Source organism: Pseudomonas sp. IT-P253, from assembly GCF_949768125.1.
Taxonomy (GTDB): domain Bacteria; phylum Pseudomonadota; class Gammaproteobacteria; order Pseudomonadales; family Pseudomonadaceae; genus Aquipseudomonas.
Genome location: NZ_CATKPT010000018.1, coordinates 39,887 through 56,710 on the forward strand (window position 1 = coordinate 39,887; position 16,824 = coordinate 56,710).

Genomic DNA, 16,824 nt, shown 5'->3' on the forward strand with positions numbered 1-16,824 from the left:
TTGAACTAGTCGTCTTGTAAGATCGTAAAACCGCGCTAAAGAAATCCGGGCGCAGGTCGATGCTTCCTTAAAGGATCTTTTTTAAAGGGAGTTCACATGTCGTTAACCGTCGGTTTTCCTAATGCCGCTGCAATCATGATCGGTGGCAAGTCGCCCGCGACTGTCGGCACCTTGAGTGACGGGGCGTCGGAGACAGGCGCGCCTTTGCCGGGCAAGGAAGAGAGTGGCGATAACAGGGTCAAGGCAGGTGGTGGTGCTCAAGACGCAGCGACATCCGAGACAGGCAGCAATCAAAGTATTGCGGTGAAGATGCTGCTCAAGCGTATGCAAGAGCTTCAAAAGCAACTTCGCGAGCAACAGCAGCAGCTCGTGGCGGCTCAAGTCGCGTCTTATCCGACACCGGAAGCCAAGGCAACCGCTGTGATGTCGATCCAGTCGCAGATCGCCGAAACCAGTGCCGCGCTGGCACAGGTAGCTGGCAGTCTGGTCAAGGAATTAGTCAAGAATGCCAGTTCTGGCGGGCTGATCAGCACCACCGCGTAGTGTCCTGTTTTTTGACCGTTTAAACGCAAAACGAAACTTTCCGGCCGTTGACAATGTCGGCCGGGTTCGCATAGTTTGGTCAACGCAAACGTTTGCGAGGCTCTGTCAGTGGCTCAATCCATCGGCAACCCGATGAAACCTATGCCAGTGCAAGCGTTGCTCATAATAATCATAAGATCGGAGTGAACCCATGAAGCTGCCATTCGCTGGACGTCTTCTCGCTGTCGCTATGCTGGCTGCCGCATCCGCCGCGTTGCCTGTCTCTTCGGCCTTCGCCGATACGCCTGAAAAGCCCAAAGTCGCGCTGGTCATGAAATCGCTGGCCAACGAGTTCTTCCTGACCATGGAAGATGGCGCCAAGGCTTACCAGAAAGACCACTCCGACCAATTCGAACTGATTTCCAACGGCATCAAGGACGAAACAGACACCGCCAACCAGATCCGTATCGTCGAGCAGATGATCGTGTCCAAGGTCAATGCACTGGTCATCGCACCGGCTGATTCCAAGGCCATGGTGCCGGTGATCAAGAAAGCCGTCGATGCCGGTATCACCGTGATCAACATTGATAACCAGCTGGACCCAGGTGTCGTCAAAAGCAAAAACATCACCGTCCCGTTTGTAGGCCCGGATAACCGCAAAGGCGCGCGTCTGGTGGGTGACTACTTGGCCAGGCAGCTGAAGGCCGGGGATGAAGTCGGCATTATTGAAGGCGTTTCCACCACCACCAACGCACAGGCCCGCACCGCTGGCTTCAAGGACGCGATGGAGGCTGCGCAAATCAAGGTCGTTTCCGTCCAGTCTGGCGACTGGGAAATCGACAAGGGTAATAAAGTCGCCGCTTCGATGCTGAGCGAATACCCGAACATCAAGGCCCTGTTGGCCGGCAACGACAGCATGGCCGTCGGGGTCGTTTCTGCCGTGCGTGCGGCGGGCAAGGCGGGCAAGGTGCAAGTGGTCGGCTACGACAACATCAACGCCATCAAGCCGATGCTCAAGGATGGCCGCGTTCTGGCCACCGCTGACCAGTTTGCAGCCAAGCAAGCCGTATTCGGCATTGAGACTGCACTGAAAATCATCAAAGGTGGGAAGGTCGATAGCGGCATCAACGGCGTAATCGAAACTCCAGTAGAGCTGGTGACCAAGTAGTCCTTCTGGCGACACAAGGTGCTTGCCCGTCCGGGCGAGCACATGGAGAGTTTTTTATGTCAGTTTGCGCCCCGAACGCTGTCCTCTCGGTCAGCGGTATCGGTAAGACCTACGCCCAACCGGTCCTGACCGGCATCGACCTGACGCTCATGCGTGGCGAAGTGCTCGCCCTGACCGGCGAGAACGGTGCCGGCAAAAGCACGCTGTCGAAAATCATTGGCGGCCTGGTCACGCCGACCACCGGCCACATGCAGTTTCAGGGGCAGGATTACCGCCCCGGCAGCCGGACCCAGGCTGAAGACCTGGGCATCCGCATGGTCATGCAGGAACTTAACCTGTTGCCGACCCTGTCGGTGGCGGAAAACCTGTTTCTCGACAATCTGCCGAGCAAGGGTGGCTGGATCAGCCGCAAGCAACTGCGCAAGGTCGCGATCGAGGCCATGGCTCAGGTCGGGCTCGACGCGATCAACCCGGATATCCTGGTCGGCGAGCTGGGCATCGGTCACCAGCAAATGGTCGAAATCGCCCGCAACCTGATTGGCGATTGCCGTGTACTGATCCTCGACGAACCCACCGCGATGCTGACGGCCCGTGAAGTCGAGATGCTGTTCGAGCAGATCACTCGCCTGCAAGCTCGCGGCGTCTCGATCATCTATATCTCGCACCGCCTCGAAGAACTCGCGCGGGTCGCTCAACGCATTGCGGTACTGCGCGACGGCCACCTGGTCTGCGTCGAGCCGATGGCCGATTACAACAGCGAGCAATTGGTGACATTGATGGTCGGTCGCGAGCTCGGCGAACACATCGACATGGGCCGGCGCAAGATTGGCGCTCCGGCGTTGACGGTCAAAGGACTGACCCGCTCCGACAAGGTCCGCGACGTGTCTTTCGAAGTGCGCGCCGGCGAGATTTTCGGGATTTCAGGATTGATCGGAGCAGGGCGCACCGAGTTGCTGCGCCTGATTTTCGGCGCCGATGTCGCAGACAGCGGTACGGTTGCGCTGGGTTCGCCGGCTCAAGTGGTGAGTATTCGTTCACCGGCCGATGCGGTCGGTCATGGCATCGCCCTGATTACCGAAGACCGCAAGGGTGAAGGCTTGCTGTTGAGCCAATCGATCAGCGCCAACATTGCGTTGGGCAACATGCCGGTGATTTCCAGTGGTGGCTTCGTCAACAACGCTGACGAGATGGCCCTGGCTCAGCGTCAGATCGACGCCATGCACATCCGCAGTTCCAGTCCGACGCAACGGGTGTCGGAACTGTCCGGTGGCAACCAGCAGAAAGTCGTGATCGGTCGCTGGCTGGAGCGCGATTGCGCGGTGCTGCTGTTTGACGAGCCGACCCGCGGCATCGACGTTGGTGCCAAGTTCGACATCTATGCACTGCTCGGTGAGCTCACCCGCCAGGGCAAAGCGCTGGTGGTGGTGTCCAGCGACTTGCGTGAACTGATGTTGATCTGCGACCGGATCGGCGTGCTGTCGGCAGGGCGTCTGATCGACACCTTCGAACGCAACAGCTGGACGCAGGATGATTTGCTGGCTGCCGCTTTCGCCGGCTACCAAAAACGTGATGCGCTGCTCAATGAAGCAGCGCCTAGGGATCTCCCATGAAAACTGCAACGCTTGCTGGCAAACGTAGTGGCAATTTTTACGGCCTCGGCACCTATCTGGGCCTGGCCGGTGCCTTGCTGGCGATGGTCGCGCTGTTCTCGGTCCTGAGCAGCCATTTCCTGTCTTACGACACCTTCAGCACCCTGGCCAACCAGATTCCGGATTTGATGGTCCTGGCGGTCGGCATGACGTTCGTGTTGATCATCGGCGGTATCGACCTGTCGGTGGGCTCGGTATTGGCGCTCGCAGCGTCGACGGTCAGCGTGGCGATACTTGGCTGGGGCTGGAGCGTATTGCCCGCAGCGCTGCTAGGCATGGCTGTAGCGGCATTGGCCGGCACCATTACCGGCTCGATCACCGTGGCGTGGCGGATTCCTTCGTTCATTGTGTCCCTCGGCGTGCTGGAAATGGCTCGCGGCGTGGCGTATCAGATGACCGGTTCACGCACGGCCTATATCGGTGATGCTTTCGCGTGGCTGTCCAATCCGATAGCGTTCGGCATTTCGCCCTCGTTCATTATTGCCTTGCTGATCATCTTCATTGCCCAGGCCGTATTGACCCGGACGGTGTTCGGTCGCTACCTGATTGGTATTGGCACCAACGAAGAGGCGGTGCGTCTGGCGGGGATCAACCCAAAACCCTACAAGATCCTGGTGTTCAGTCTGATGGGGTTGCTGGCCGGTATTGCTGCGCTGTTTCAGATTTCTCGCCTGGAAGCGGCGGATCCGAATGCCGGTTCCGGTCTGGAGCTGCAAGTGATCGCCGCGGTGGTGATTGGCGGCACGAGTTTGATGGGCGGTCGTGGTTCGGTCATCAGCACCTTCTTTGGCGTCTTGATCATTTCCATATTGGCAGCCGGTCTGGCGCAGATCGGCGCGACCGAACCGACCAAACGCATTATCACTGGCGCGGTGATCGTGGTGGCGGTGGTGCTTGATACTTATCGCAGTCAGCGCGCAAGCCGGCGGACCTGAGTCATGGCAACAATCAAGGATGTAGCGGCCCTCGCGGGAATTTCCTATACCACGGTTTCCCACGTGGTGAACAAGACCCGGCCGGTCAGTGAAGAAGTGCGGATCAAGGTCGAAGCGGCCATCAAAAGCCTCGACTACGTGCCCAGCGCCGTAGCCCGCTCGTTAAAAGCCAAAACCACTGCCACCATTGGCTTGCTGGTGCCTAACAGCCTCAACCCGTACTTCGCGGAACTGGCTCGCGGCATCGAGGATTACTGCGAGCGTCACGGCTACTGCGTGATCCTCTGTAACTCCGACGACAACCCGGACAAGCAACGCAGCTACCTGCGCGTATTGCTTGAGAAACGTATCGACGGGCTGATCGTGGCATCGGCCGGTGGCGACGCAGGGTTGGCGGAAGGCCTGGCCGGCGTGCGCACGCCGATGGTAATCGTCGACCGTGGACTGGACGGCGTGAATGCCGACCTGGTGCGAATCGATCACGAATATGGCGCTTATCTGGCGACCCGCCACCTTCTGGAGTTGGGGCATCGGGATATCGCCACCATTGGCGGTCCGGCAAGTACCAGCGTGGCACAGATGCGCCTGTCCGGTTATTGCCGAGCCTTGAAGGAGGCGGGTGTCGAAGTGCCTCGCGAGCGGATGCTGGAAAGTGACTTTACCAGCACCGGCGGTTACAGCGCCGCCGCAATCCTGCTGGAAAAGAACCCGCCCAGCGCTATTTTTGCCGGCAATGACATGATCGGCATCGGCGTGCTGCGGGCCGCCGCCGAGCGCAATATTCGGGTGCCGACCGAGCTGTCGGTGATCGGCTTCGACGATATCCAGATGAGCCGTTACGTCTATCCGGCGCTGACCACGGTTGGCCAATCGATCCTGCAACTGGGGGAGATGGCGGCGGCAGTACTGTTAAGACGGATCGCCACGCCGGATAGGGTCATCGATCAAAGGATTGTGACGCCCAGTATTGTCCTGCGAGAGTCGACCGCGCCTCTGGCCGGCGTGTTCGCTCAGTTCCGTTGAAAAGAGATAGCCGCTGAACCAAAAGCACCGCTGAAACAGAATTGATGAGTGGGGACGTATGCCAGCGAAAGTAGTGGTGATAGGCAGCATGAACATGGACCTGGTGACTCGCGCACCAAGGTTGCCACGTGGTGGCGAAACGCTGATCGGTGAGTCGTTTGCGACGGTCCACGGAGGCAAGGGCGCGAACCAGGCGGTCGCCGCCGCAAGGCTGGGTGCGCAGGTATCGATGGTCGGTTGCGTAGGCCGCGATGCCTATGGCGAAGAACTGCGGGGGGCGCTGTTGGCCGAGCAGATCGATTGTCAGGCGGTCAGCACGGTTGATGGCTCAAGTGGCGTGGCATTGATCGTTGTCGATGACAACAGCCAGAACGCAATCGTGATCGTCGCTGGTGCCAACGGTGCGCTGACGTCAGAGGTCATCGACCGTTTCGACTCGGTATTGCAGGCCGCGGACGTGATTATCTGTCAGCTGGAAGTGCCGGATGCCACTGTCGGCCATGCGCTTGCGCGTGGTCGTGCACTGGGCAAGATCGTGATTCTCAATCCGGCACCGGCCAGTCGCCCATTGCCGGCGGATTGGTATGCGTCCATCGATTACCTGATTCCCAACGAAAGCGAAGCCGAGGCCCTGAGCGGAGTGCCAGTGGACTCTGTGGAAGCCGCCAAAACTGCCGCAACTCGGTTGATCGGTATGGGCGCCGGCAAGGTGATCATTACCCTCGGCGCCCAAGGGTCGCTTTTTGCCAACGGCAAAAGCTTCGAGCATTTCCCGGCGTTGAAAGTGAAGGCTGTCGACACCACGGGGGCGGGCGACACCTTTGTCGGTGGTTTCGCCGCGGCCCTGGCAGCTGGCGAGAGCGAAGCCCAGGCCATCCGGTTCGGCCAGATCGCCGCCGCGCTGTCAGTCACCCGTGCTGGCGCGCAACCTTCGATTCCTACCTTGTCCGACGTCCAGGCCTTTAAAGCACCATGAAAAAGACACCTTTGCTCAACGTTGCCCTGTCGCGGCTAATCGCATCCCTTGGCCATGGAGACATAGTGGTGATCGGCGATGCCGGTCTACCCGTGCCGCCAGGCGTTGAATTGATTGACCTGGCCCTGACCCAAGGCATACCCGATTTCGTCAGCACCTTGAAAGTCGTGCTCAGTGAAATGCAAGTTGAAAGCCATGTGCTCGCCAGGGAGATCCTGGACAAAAAACCGTCGGTGTTGACAACACTGAATGAGTTGGATGCCGACGGTGTGCTGGGTCAGCGTGAGCTGCTCAGCCATGACCAATTCAAAGTCCTCTGCCGACAGGCACGGGCGATTGTTCGTACAGGCGAATGCCAGCCGTACTGCAACATTGTGTTGGTGGCGGGGGTAACGTTTTAATTCTCTGTTGTCTCTTTACTGTTCCACGCACAAGGAGTGTGCCATGTACCGCTATGCTCAGAAACTGCACCACCTGCTCCGGAGCCTGCTGCTTTTGTCCCTGATTAGCGCAACAAACGCCCAAGCGGCGCAAAGAATCGACTTGATCATCGACACTGATCCAGGCGCCGACGACGTGGTTGCCTTGCTATTCGCCCTGGCATCGCCTGAAGAACTGAATATTCGCGCGTTGACCACCGTCGCCGGCAATGTGCGCCTGGACAAAACCTCGCGTAATGCGCGGCTGGCTCGAGAGTGGGCAGGGCGCGAAGAGGTACCGGTTTATGCGGGCGCCCCGAAACCGCTGATGCGCACGCCGATCTATGCCGAGGACATTCATGGCACGGAAGGCTTGTCAGGCGTCGCCGTCCACGAGCCCAAGAAGGGCCTGGCCAAGGGGGATGCAGTCAATTACCTGATCGATACCTTGAAAGCTGCCAAGCCACACAGCATCACTATCGCCATGCTGGGGCCACAGACCAACCTGGCGCTGGCGCTAATCCAGGAACCTGGAATCGCTCAGGGCATCAAGGAAGTGGTCGTCATGGGTGGGGCGCACTTCAATGGTGGCAACATCACCCCGGTGGCCGAGTTCAACCTGTTCGCTGACCCGCAGGCGGCTGAAGTAGTGCTCAACAGTGGTGTGAAGCTGACCTACCTGCCGTTGGACGTGACCCACAAGATCCTCACCAGCGATAGGCGCCTGAAGCAAATTGCCGCACTGAACAACAATGCCAGCAAGCTGGTAGGCGATATTCTCAATGAATACATCAAGGGCGACATGGAGCACTATGGCATTCCGGGTGGGCCTGTGCATGACGCCACGGTCATCGCTTATCTGCTGAAACCGGAGCTGTTCAGTGGTCGTTCGGTCAGCGTGGTGGTTGATAGTCGCGAAGGTCCGACCTTTGGTCAAACCATTGTCGACTGGCATGACAGCCTGAAGGCACCCAAAAATGCCTTCTGGGTCGAGAGCGGCGACGCCCAGGGATTCTTCGACTTACTGACCCAGTGCCTGGCTCGTCTGAAGTAATCGGCAAGCCCGCAGGTGCCAGCCTGTGGGTTTTTACGTCCTCTCGGTATCCACTGCGCATTTGAGCCCTGCCGGATATTTCTCGAATATCTGTTTGATGAAGGTCTGGGCGGCTTCGGTTCCCAGTTCCTTGACCAGGATATCGATACTGATGATCGCCAACTCCTCCGCACTGCCAGGGCTGTAGGAGCTATGGCCTTCTGGCCACTTGGCTTTGATGTCGGCGTCGATACTTACGGTGGTCATGATGGTGCTCGTGCAGTCGGGAAAGTCTGAATGTCGAGTTAACCATTTTGCGCGACGTTTGGCACTCCGACTTAGGCATGAGGGGAGGGCTATGCGACACTTGGACTTTAACGATTTATCAAGGATCGCCCTGTGCAGATCGATTTGAACACGCCTGACGGTTTAACGCTTGAGGCGGTACGTCAGTTGCTGGCCTCCGCCAGCGACGATGAACACACCCAATTGCGGGTGACCAAGGGCGGCATTGCCTACATTTCGTCAGGCATCGTCGGAGGGACCGATATCAATGGGCTGCTGTTTCGTCTGGAGACGTGGGCCAAGGGTTCCGGTTATGTAGGATTGGTCGCGGCCAGCGATGAGGTCTGGGTCATGCAGATTTTCAATGCACTGACAGAGAACTGGCCGACTCCGCCGTTCGACTACATCGATGTCTATTGAGTGTTGTTCATATTCAGTCACGATTGCGTGATGAACGGCAGGCGATGCTCAGGCAAACTCGCCGCTTGTGCGGATCGAGGGCAGGGTGATGGCTTGCACCTTGAAACCAAACTTCAGATTGGCGGTCGCAAGATCTCTGCTTAACTATTGAAAAAAGGAGGCTTCATGCCTTGGAAGCTCGCGTCATTGGGTACTTTGTTTGCCGTCACTCTGCTGGCCGGTTGCAGCAGTACGACTTCGGAATCGGCAACAGACCCTGTTACGACGACTGACACTGGCCACAGCCGTTGTGATGCAAAGGCAGCTGAATTCACCTTGGGTAAAGCCGCTTCGCCCGAACTGCTGGAGCAGGCGCGTACCCGTGCAGGTGCACAGAATGCCCGTTTCCTGATGCCTGACGACATGGTGACGCTGGAGTACCGCTCCGATCGCCTGAATTTGAACACCGATGCCAATCGGGTTGTCACCCGCGTTAACTGCGGCTGACCTCAGGCTTTTGTTTCACCCATAAAAAACCCCGTCACATGGACGGGGTTTTTTTAGTGCGCCTGGAAATTACTCTGGGCGAACTTGAGCAGCTTGCATACCCTTTTGGCCTTTCTCAGCCACGAAGGAAACGGTTTGGCCTTCTTTCAGGCTTTTGAAACCGTCGCTTTCGATAGCTTTGAAGTGTACGAACAGGTCGTCACCGCCACCTTGAGGAGTGATGAAGCCGAAGCCTTTTTCATCGTTGAACCATTTAACGGTGCCGGTTTGGCGATTAGACATGGTGTATCTCCAAGAAACATATATTTTCAGTAGTACTGTGCTGCTCAGGCCAACTGGGCACACGGGACTATCATAGTCGAAATGTTCGGTTTGGGAGCCCCCCGGAGGGATTGTTTGCTCTCATATTGCGTATTTTTCGCAGCCTTGCATGGCTGAAAGCCCCGGTTTCAGCGGCTTTGCGCTTAAAAAAAGGGGATTAAAAAAAGCCGTAAAAGCTGCGTAAATAATACAAATCAGTGGTTTTTTGCCTGTTTTTGCTGTTCGAAACACTCCAAATCAGCGCCTCGATACCCTATTTCTGGGTTTTGCACACCGAGATTTCTTGCAGTGCCCGCTGACCCAATGCTTGTGTTGGAGGGTTGTTAGGATCCATCAGCTGCGAGATTTCCTGCGTGGTGAATTTCTTCTCCAGGACATCGGCGCCGCACGCACAGTGCTTCTGGGCTTCAGACGGGTTCACGCTCTTGCTGGCAGCGATCGTACAATCTTGCATGTATTTGGCTTTCACACCGGCTGGCCAGGCGGCCTGTGCGCTCAGCGGCAACAGCATGGCCAGCGGGGCGGCAAGGGCGATAAGACGGATAAGACGCATGACTGGAACTCCTTCGGGTCGATAATTCTGTGGCAATTCTCAGCCTATTTGAGGCAGTGCGTATATCTCAAGTTCACTATGCGCCGCAAAAACGCAGAAATATTCACAGTCCGCATCCTTGAGCGTCGATGACCGTTCATCTGTGCTAGGATTCTTCGCTCGTGCTTTTGCAGACTCCGGAAGACCTTCAGTCCCGGTAGCGGCAAACGCACGAATAACCCTGATTTGAATCCCAGTCACTCTGGTTCGGTTTTCCGGTTGGCCGCAAGGCTCCTGCCGCTGTAAGGCAGGCGTTCGTTATTGAATGGCCTGGACCGGATCTTGTACTGGCTCATCCCAACCCACGTGACCTTTGGTAGGGGTCACCACTAGGAGAGGAGGCGCCATGCCAACTATTACTCTTCCCGACGGCAGTCAACGTTCATTCGATCACCCGGTTTCCGTAGCCGAGGTCGCCGCATCCATTGGTGCCGGTCTGGCCAAAGCCACCGTGGCCGGCAAGGTCAATGGCAAGCTGGTCGACGCCAGCGACATCATCGACAGCGATTCCACGCTGCAAATCATTACGCCAAAGGATGAAGAGGGGCTGGAGATCATTCGCCACTCTTGCGCCCACCTGGTTGGCCATGCGGTCAAGCAGCTGTACCCGACCGCTAAAATGGTCATTGGTCCGGTTATCGACGAAGGCTTCTATTACGACATCGCCTTCGAACGTCCTTTCACTCCGGACGACCTGGCGGCCATCGAACAGCGCATGCAGCAGCTGATCGAAAAAGATTACGACGTGATCAAGAAAGTCACTCCGCGTGCCGAAGTGATCGAAGTATTCAAGACTCGCGGCGAAGACTACAAGTTGCGCCTGGTCGAAGACATGCCGAACGAGCAGGCCATGGGCCTGTACTATCACGAAGAATACGTCGACATGTGCCGTGGTCCGCATGTGCCGAACACACGCTTCCTGAAATCCTTCAAGCTGACCAAGTTGTCCGGCGCCTACTGGCGTGGCGATGCCAAAAACGAGCAGTTGCAGCGCGTTTATGGCACAGCATGGGCTGACAAGAAGCAGCTGGCGGCTTACATCCAGCGCATCGAAGAAGCTGAAAAGCGCGATCACCGCAAGATCGGCAAGCGCCTGGGCCTGTTCCACACCCAGGAAGAGTCGCCGGGCATGGTGTTCTGGCATCCGAACGGCTGGACCCTGTATCAAGTGCTCGAGCAGTACATGCGCAAGGTTCAGCGCGACAATGGCTATCTGGAGATCAAGACTCCGCAAGTCGTTGACCGCAGCCTGTGGGAGAAATCCGGGCACTGGGCCAACTACGCCGACAACATGTTCACCACGCAGTCGGAAAACCGCGACTACGCCATCAAGCCGATGAACTGCCCTTGCCACGTGCAGGTGTTCAATCAAGGCCTGAAGAGCTACCGCGAACTGCCGATGCGTCTGGCCGAGTTCGGTGCTTGCCACCGTAACGAGCCGTCGGGTGCGTTGCACGGCATCATGCGCGTGCGGGCATTCACTCAGGACGACGCCCACATCTTCTGCACCGAAGAGCAGATGCAGGCCGAGTCCGCTGCGTTTATCAAGCTGACCATGGACGTTTATGCCGACTTCGGCTTTAAAGACGTCGAGATGAAGCTGTCCACTCGTCCGGAAAAACGCGTCGGTTCCGACGAGCTGTGGGATCGCGCCGAAGCTGCTTTGGCTGCAGCCCTTGATAGCGCTGGCCTGCCGTACGATTTACAGCCGGGCGAGGGTGCGTTCTACGGTCCGAAGATCGAGTTCTCGCTGAAAGATTGCCTTGGCCGCGTCTGGCAGTGTGGTACCCTGCAGCTCGATTTTAACCTGCCTATCCGTCTGGGAGCCGAATACGTCTCCGAAGACAACAGTCGCAAGCACCCGGTAATGTTGCACCGGGCGATCCTTGGATCCTTCGAGCGTTTCGTCGGAATCCTGATCGAGCACTACGAGGGTGCATTCCCTGCGTGGCTGGCTCCGACCCAGGCAGTGATCATGAATATCACTGATAAACAGGCAGATTTCGCCGCTGAGGTTGAAAAAACCCTCAACGAAAGCGGATTTCGTGCCAAGTCTGACTTGAGAAATGAAAAGATCGGCTTTAAAATCCGCGAGCATACTTTGCTCAAGGTTCCTTATCTCTTGGTTATCGGAGATCGGGAAGTCGAGATGCAGACTGTCGCTGTGCGTACTCGTGAAGGTGCTGACCTGGGCTCGATGCCCGTCGCCCAGTTCGCCGAGTTCCTCGCTCAAGCGGTTTCCCGGCGTGGTCGCCCAGATTCGGAGTAATTACTATTAAGCGTGAAATGAGACAAGATAAACGAGCTGCACCGAAGGCCCCGATCAACGAGAATATCTCGGCACGCGAGGTTCGGTTAATTGGGGCTGAAGGTGAACAGCTTGGGATTGTGTCAATTGAAGACGCGCTTCTTAAGGCTGAAGAGGCCAAACTGGATCTGGTGGAAATTTCCGCTGATGCAGTACCCCCTGTTTGCAAACTGATGGACTACGGCAAATCGATCTTCGAAAAGAAGAAGCAGATTGCCGCGGCCAAGAAAAACCAGAAGCAGATCCAGGTTAAAGAAATCAAGTTTCGTCCAGGGACGGAGGAAGGGGATTACCAGGTAAAACTGCGCAACCTGGTACGTTTCCTGAGTGATGGGGACAGGGCCAAGGTATCCTTGCGATTCCGCGGCCGTGAGATGGCCCACCAGGAGCTGGGGATGGAACTCCTCAAGCGAGTTGAAGGTGACTTGCTCGAGTACGGTTCGGTCGAACAGCATCCTAAGATGGAAGGACGCCAGCTGATCATGGTCATCGCCCCGAAAAAGAAGAAGTAATCAATAGGGCACGGCAGGCCTTCTGATTATGTTTATCAACTGAATGCGGAGTATCCGAACATGCCAAAAATGAAAACTAAAAGTGGTGCTGCTAAGCGGTTTTTGAAAACTGCTAACGGTATCAAGCACAAGCACGCTTTCAAGAGCCACATCCTGACTAAAATGTCGACCAAGCGTAAGCGTCAACTGCGCGGTAGCAGCTTGCTGGCACCGTGTGACGTGGCAAAAGTCGAGCGCATGCTGCGCCTTCGTTAATTTAGTCAAGAATAGAGGAAGTAACTCATGGCTCGTGTAAAGCGTGGCGTCATTGCCCGTAAACGTCACAAAAAAATTCTGAAACTTGCTAAAGGCTACTACGGCGCTCGCTCGCGCGTATTCCGTGTTGCCAAGCAAGCGGTAATCAAGGCAGGCCAATACGCCTACCGTGACCGTCGTCAGAAAAAACGTCAGTTCCGCGCTCTGTGGATCGCTCGTATCAACGCTGGTGCACGTATCAACGGCCTGTCCTACAGCCGTTTCATCGCCGGCCTGAAAAAAGCGTCCATCGAGATCGACCGTAAGGTTCTGGCTGATCTGGCAGTGAACGAAAAAGCGGCGTTTGCTGCGATTGTCGAGAAAGCTAAAGCCACCTTGGCTTAAGTACCCCCGACAGTCACCCGGCCTCACCTCTGTGGGGCCAGGTGTTAAACGTCATAAATAGGGGAAGAGCCTTCAAGCTCTTCCCCTATTTTGTATCTGGAGTCTGTACATGGAAAACCTGGATGCGCTCGTCTCTCAAGCACTAGAGGCTGTGCAAAGCGCTGAAGATATCAATGCCCTGGAGCAAATCCGGGTTCACTACCTTGGCAAAAAGGGTGAATTGACTCAGGTGATGAAGACCCTGGGGAATTTGCCGGCAGAAGAGCGTCCGCAAGTCGGTGCGCTGATCAACGTTGCCAAGGAGCGTGTCACAGAGGTTCTCAATGCCCGCAAGGCGCTGTTTGAAGAGGCCGACCTGGCCGCCAAACTGTCTGCCGAGTCCATTGACGTGACCCTGCCTGGCCGTGGCCAGAGCTCGGGTGGTCTGCATCCGGTTACCCGCACTCTGGAACGTATCGAACAGTTCTTCACCCACATCGGCTACGGCATTGCCGAAGGCCCTGAGGTCGAAGACGACTACCATAACTTCGAAGCACTCAACATCCCAGGTCATCACCCGGCCCGGTCGATGCATGACACCTTCTATTTCAATGCGAACATGCTGCTGCGCACCCATACCTCGCCGGTACAGGTCCGCACCATGGAATCGAAACAGCCGCCGATCCGCATCGTCTGCCCAGGCCGTGTGTACCGTAGCGACTCCGATATTACCCACTCGCCGATGTTCCACCAGGTCGAAGGCCTGCTGGTCGATCGCGACATCAATTTCGCCGACCTGAAAGGGACCATCGAAGAGTTCCTGCGGGTGTTCTTCGAAAAAGAACTGGCCGTGCGTTTTCGTCCTTCGTACTTCCCGTTCACCGAGCCATCCGCCGAAGTCGACATGGAATGCGTGATGTGCAGCGGTAAAGGCTGCCGTGTCTGCAAGCAGACTGGCTGGCTGGAAGTCATGGGCTGCGGCATGGTTCACCCGAACGTGCTGCGTATGTCCGGGATCGACCCGGAAGAGTTTTCGGGCTTTGCCTTCGGCATGGGCGTTGAGCGTCTGGCCATGCTGCGTTACGGCGTGAACGACTTGCGTCTGTTCTTCGACAACGACTTGCGGTTCCTCGCGCAATTTCGCTAGTCGTAACGAATTCTTAGGAGAGCAGGATGAAATTCAGTGAACAATGGCTGCGTGGCTGGGTAAGCCCGCAGGTAAGTCGCGACGAGCTGGTTGCTCGTCTGTCGATGGCCGGTCTTGAGGTCGATAGCGTTACGCCGGCCGCCGGTGAATTCAGTGGCGTGGTCGTGGGCGAGGTGATGAGCACCGAGCAGCACCCGGACGCTGACAAGCTGCGTGTTTGCCAGGTCAGCAATGGCTCGGAGACCTTCCAGGTAGTCTGCGGCGCGCCAAACGTGCGCCCGGGCCTGAAGATCCCGTTCGCCATGATCGGTGCCGAGCTTCCAGGCGACTTCAAAATCAAGAAAGCCAAGCTGCGTGGCGTTGAGTCCAACGGCATGCTGTGCTCGCAAGCCGAGCTGCAAGTCGGTGAGGGCAACGATGGCCTGATGGAATTGCCGGCCGATGCGCCGGTCGGTCAGGACATTCGCGAATACCTGAACCTGGACGACGCCAGCATCGAGGTCGACCTGACCCCGAACCGCGGCGACTGCCTGTCCCTGGCGGGTCTGGCTCGCGAAGTCGGCGCGCTGTACGCCGCTAAAGTTACCCGCCCGGTCGTTGCTGCCGTTCCAGCCGCGCACGATGAAGTGCGTTCGGTTGAAGTGCTGGCGCCAGCCGCTTGCCCACGTTACCTGGGTCGTGTAATCCGTAACGTCGACCTGTCCAAACCGACCCCGTTGTGGATGGTCGAGCGCCTGCGTCGTGCTGACGTGCGCAGCATCGACGCTGCCGTCGACATCACCAACTACGTGATGCTGGAGCTGGGTCAGCCGCTGCACGCGTTCGATCTCGCCGAAATCAACGGCGGCATCCGCGTACGCATGGCTGAAGAAGGCGAGAAGCTGGTGCTGCTCGACGGTCAGGAAGTCAGTCTGCGTAGCGATACGCTGGTGATCGCCGACCACACTCGCGCCCTGGCAATCGCCGGCGTGATGGGTGGCGAGCACAGTGGCGTCAACACCGCGACCACTCGCGATATCTTCCTGGAAAGCGCGTTCTTCGATCAGATTGCTGTCGCTGGCAAGGCGCGTTCCTATGGTCTGCACACCGACGCTTCGCACCGCTACGAGCGTGGCGTGGACTGGCAACTGGCCCGCGAAGCCATGGAGCGCGCCACTGGCCTGCTGCTGGAAATCACTGGCGGCGAAGCCGGCCCGATCATCGAAACCGTGAGCGAGCAGCATCTGCCAAAAATCGCGCCGGTAACGCTGCGTGCGCAACGCATCACCCAGATGCTGGGCATGGAAATGGATTCGGCCGAAGTCGAGCGTCTGCTCAACGCTTTGGGTCTGACTGTTTCGGCCGATGGGGCAGGGCAATGGCGCGTAGAAGTGCCAAGCCATCGCTTCGACATCAGCCTGGAAGTCGACCTGATCGAAGAGCTGGCCCGTTTGTACGGTTACAACCGTCTGCCGGTTCGCTACCCGCAAGCCCGTCTGGCGCCGCAAGCCAAGGCTGAAGCCCGTAGCGATCTGCCTGAACTGCGCCGTCTGCTGGTGGCTCGGGGTTACCAGGAAGCGATTACCTACAGCTTCATCGATCCGAAACAGTTCGAATTGTTTAATCCAGGTGTTGAACCGCTGCTACTGGCCAACCCGATTTCGAACGACATGGCGGCCATGCGCTCGTCCTTGTGGCCGGGCCTGGTGAAGGCACTTCAGCACAACCTGAACCGTCAGCAAGATCGCGTCCGTCTGTTCGAAAGCGGCCTGCGCTTCGTCGGTCAGTTGGAAGGCCTGAAGCAAGAGCCGATGCTGGCGGGCGTTGTTTGCGGTAGCCGTCTGCCGGAAGGTTGGGCGCAAGGTCGCGATGTCGTGGACTTCTTCGACGTCAAAGCTGACGTGGAAGCGGTGCTGGGCTTCGCCGGTGCACTGGATTCGTTCACGTTTGTGCCGGGCAAACACCCTGCGTTGCACCCGGGGCAAACCGCACGCATCGAGCGTGAAGGCCGCTTGGTCGGTTTCGTCGGCGCAATCCACCCTGAACTATCGAAAACCCTCGGTCTCGACCGTCCGGTCTTCGTTTTCGAGATGGTTCTGGCCGAAGTGGCATTGGGCAAAATGCCTAAATTCCAGGAGTTATCGCGCTTTCCTGAAGTGCGTCGTGACCTGGCCCTGCTGGCCGATACAGGCGTTGCAGCCAGTGCGGTACTGGACGTAATCCGTGAAAATGCAGGTGAATGGCTGACAGACCTCAGGCTATTTGACGTGTATCAGGGTAAAGGTATTGATCCGCATAGAAAAAGCCTTGCAGTTGGCTTGACCTGGCAGCATCCATCGCGCACTCTTAATGACGATGAGGTGAATACCACGACGCAAAACATCCTCACCTCGCTCGAACAAAGGTTGAACGCCACGTTAAGGAAGTGACG

General features: G+C 57.4%; 19 protein-coding genes. 16 read left to right on the forward strand and 3 right to left on the reverse strand.

Features of this window, described 5'->3' with window-relative positions; translation table 11 throughout:
• Positions 1 to 96: 96 nt before the first annotated feature.
• From ACM6IR_RS11550 to ACM6IR_RS11585, 8 genes are all read left to right on the forward strand, one after another.
• On the forward strand, positions 97 to 543 hold the full coding sequence (locus tag ACM6IR_RS11550; protein ID WP_414907820.1) for a hypothetical protein: 447 nt from the start codon (positions 97 to 99) through the stop codon (positions 541 to 543).
• Between the two features lie 190 nt (positions 544 to 733).
• Complete coding sequence (locus ACM6IR_RS11555; protein ID WP_414907821.1) at positions 734 to 1,690, forward strand: sugar ABC transporter substrate-binding protein; 957 nt, start codon at positions 734 to 736, stop codon at positions 1,688 to 1,690.
• Positions 1,691 to 1,746: 56 nt separating this feature from the next.
• Positions 1,747 to 3,300, forward strand: coding sequence for a sugar ABC transporter ATP-binding protein (locus tag ACM6IR_RS11560; RefSeq protein WP_414907822.1), 1,554 nt, complete (start codon positions 1,747 to 1,749; stop codon positions 3,298 to 3,300).
• Complete coding sequence (locus ACM6IR_RS11565) at positions 3,297 to 4,274, forward strand: ABC transporter permease (RefSeq protein ID WP_414907823.1); 978 nt, start codon at positions 3,297 to 3,299, stop codon at positions 4,272 to 4,274. The genes ACM6IR_RS11560 and ACM6IR_RS11565 overlap by 4 nt, the downstream gene beginning before the upstream one ends.
• 3 nt (positions 4,275 to 4,277) lie before the next feature.
• Positions 4,278 to 5,297, forward strand: a complete 1,020-nt coding sequence (locus ACM6IR_RS11570; RefSeq protein WP_414907824.1) for a LacI family DNA-binding transcriptional regulator — start codon at positions 4,278 to 4,280, stop codon at positions 5,295 to 5,297.
• Between the two features lie 58 nt (positions 5,298 to 5,355).
• Entirely contained in the window at positions 5,356 to 6,273 is a 918-nt protein-coding gene (gene rbsK, locus ACM6IR_RS11575; protein WP_414907825.1) for a ribokinase, read from the forward strand.
• Positions 6,270 to 6,674, forward strand: coding sequence for a D-ribose pyranase (gene rbsD / locus ACM6IR_RS11580; protein ID WP_414907826.1), 405 nt, complete (start codon positions 6,270 to 6,272; stop codon positions 6,672 to 6,674). Before rbsK ends, rbsD begins: the two co-directional genes overlap by 4 nt.
• Before the next feature lie 43 nt (positions 6,675 to 6,717).
• Positions 6,718 to 7,746, forward strand: a complete 1,029-nt coding sequence (locus ACM6IR_RS11585) for a nucleoside hydrolase (RefSeq protein ID WP_414907827.1) — start codon at positions 6,718 to 6,720, stop codon at positions 7,744 to 7,746.
• 33 nt (positions 7,747 to 7,779) lie between these two features.
• On the opposite strand, the gene ACM6IR_RS11590 is transcribed toward ACM6IR_RS11585, so the two are convergent.
• On the reverse strand, positions 7,780 to 7,992 hold the full coding sequence (locus tag ACM6IR_RS11590) for a hypothetical protein (RefSeq protein WP_414907828.1): 213 nt from the start codon (positions 7,990 to 7,992) through the stop codon (positions 7,780 to 7,782).
• A gap of 132 nt (positions 7,993 to 8,124) precedes the next feature.
• On the opposite strand from ACM6IR_RS11590, the gene ACM6IR_RS11595 reads away from it, so the two are divergent.
• Both ACM6IR_RS11595 and ACM6IR_RS11600 read left to right on the forward strand, forming a co-directional pair.
• On the forward strand, positions 8,125 to 8,430 hold the full coding sequence (locus tag ACM6IR_RS11595) for a hypothetical protein (RefSeq protein WP_414907829.1): 306 nt from the start codon (positions 8,125 to 8,127) through the stop codon (positions 8,428 to 8,430).
• Positions 8,431 to 8,595: 165 nt separating this feature from the next.
• Positions 8,596 to 8,916, forward strand: coding sequence for an I78 family peptidase inhibitor (locus ACM6IR_RS11600; RefSeq protein ID WP_414907830.1), 321 nt, complete (start codon positions 8,596 to 8,598; stop codon positions 8,914 to 8,916).
• Between the two features lie 69 nt (positions 8,917 to 8,985).
• Here ACM6IR_RS11600 and ACM6IR_RS11605 read toward each other — a convergent pair whose 3' ends face one another.
• Both ACM6IR_RS11605 and ACM6IR_RS11610 read right to left on the reverse strand, forming a co-directional pair.
• Positions 8,986 to 9,198, reverse strand: a complete 213-nt coding sequence (locus tag ACM6IR_RS11605; RefSeq protein WP_003179963.1) for a cold-shock protein — start codon at positions 9,196 to 9,198, stop codon at positions 8,986 to 8,988.
• A 292-nt stretch (positions 9,199 to 9,490) separates the two neighbouring features.
• On the reverse strand, positions 9,491 to 9,790 hold the full coding sequence (locus ACM6IR_RS11610) for a hypothetical protein (RefSeq protein ID WP_414907831.1): 300 nt from the start codon (positions 9,788 to 9,790) through the stop codon (positions 9,491 to 9,493).
• 385 nt (positions 9,791 to 10,175) lie between these two features.
• Between ACM6IR_RS11610 and thrS the strand changes: the two genes are divergently transcribed.
• The 6 genes from thrS (at position 10,176) to pheT (ending at position 16,822) form a co-directional block, all read left to right on the forward strand.
• Positions 10,176 to 12,098 carry a threonine--tRNA ligase gene (gene thrS, locus ACM6IR_RS11615; protein ID WP_414907832.1) on the forward strand — a complete coding sequence of 641 codons (1,923 nt, stop codon included), beginning with the start codon at positions 10,176 to 10,178 and terminating at the stop codon, positions 12,096 to 12,098.
• Entirely contained in the window at positions 12,098 to 12,649 is a 552-nt protein-coding gene (gene infC / locus ACM6IR_RS11620; RefSeq protein WP_169857083.1) for a translation initiation factor IF-3, read from the forward strand. Before thrS ends, infC begins: the two co-directional genes overlap by 1 nt.
• Positions 12,650 to 12,709: 60 nt before the next feature.
• A complete protein-coding gene (rpmI, locus tag ACM6IR_RS11625) occupies positions 12,710 to 12,904 on the forward strand; it encodes a 50S ribosomal protein L35 (protein WP_008145659.1) in 195 nt (64 codons plus the stop codon).
• A 27-nt stretch (positions 12,905 to 12,931) separates the two neighbouring features.
• The gene (gene rplT / locus ACM6IR_RS11630) at positions 12,932 to 13,288 is read left to right on the forward strand and encodes a 50S ribosomal protein L20 (protein WP_007905879.1); all 357 of its coding nucleotides are present in this window, start codon (positions 12,932 to 12,934) and stop codon (positions 13,286 to 13,288) included.
• A gap of 109 nt (positions 13,289 to 13,397) precedes the next feature.
• Positions 13,398 to 14,414 (forward strand): phenylalanine--tRNA ligase subunit alpha, encoded by a 1,017-nt coding sequence (pheS, locus tag ACM6IR_RS11635; RefSeq protein WP_059404377.1) that lies wholly within the window; start codon positions 13,398 to 13,400, stop codon positions 14,412 to 14,414.
• A 26-nt stretch (positions 14,415 to 14,440) separates the two neighbouring features.
• A complete protein-coding gene (gene pheT / locus ACM6IR_RS11640) occupies positions 14,441 to 16,822 on the forward strand; it encodes a phenylalanine--tRNA ligase subunit beta (RefSeq protein WP_414907833.1) in 2,382 nt (793 codons plus the stop codon).
• The last annotated feature ends 2 nt before the right edge of the window (positions 16,823 to 16,824 follow it).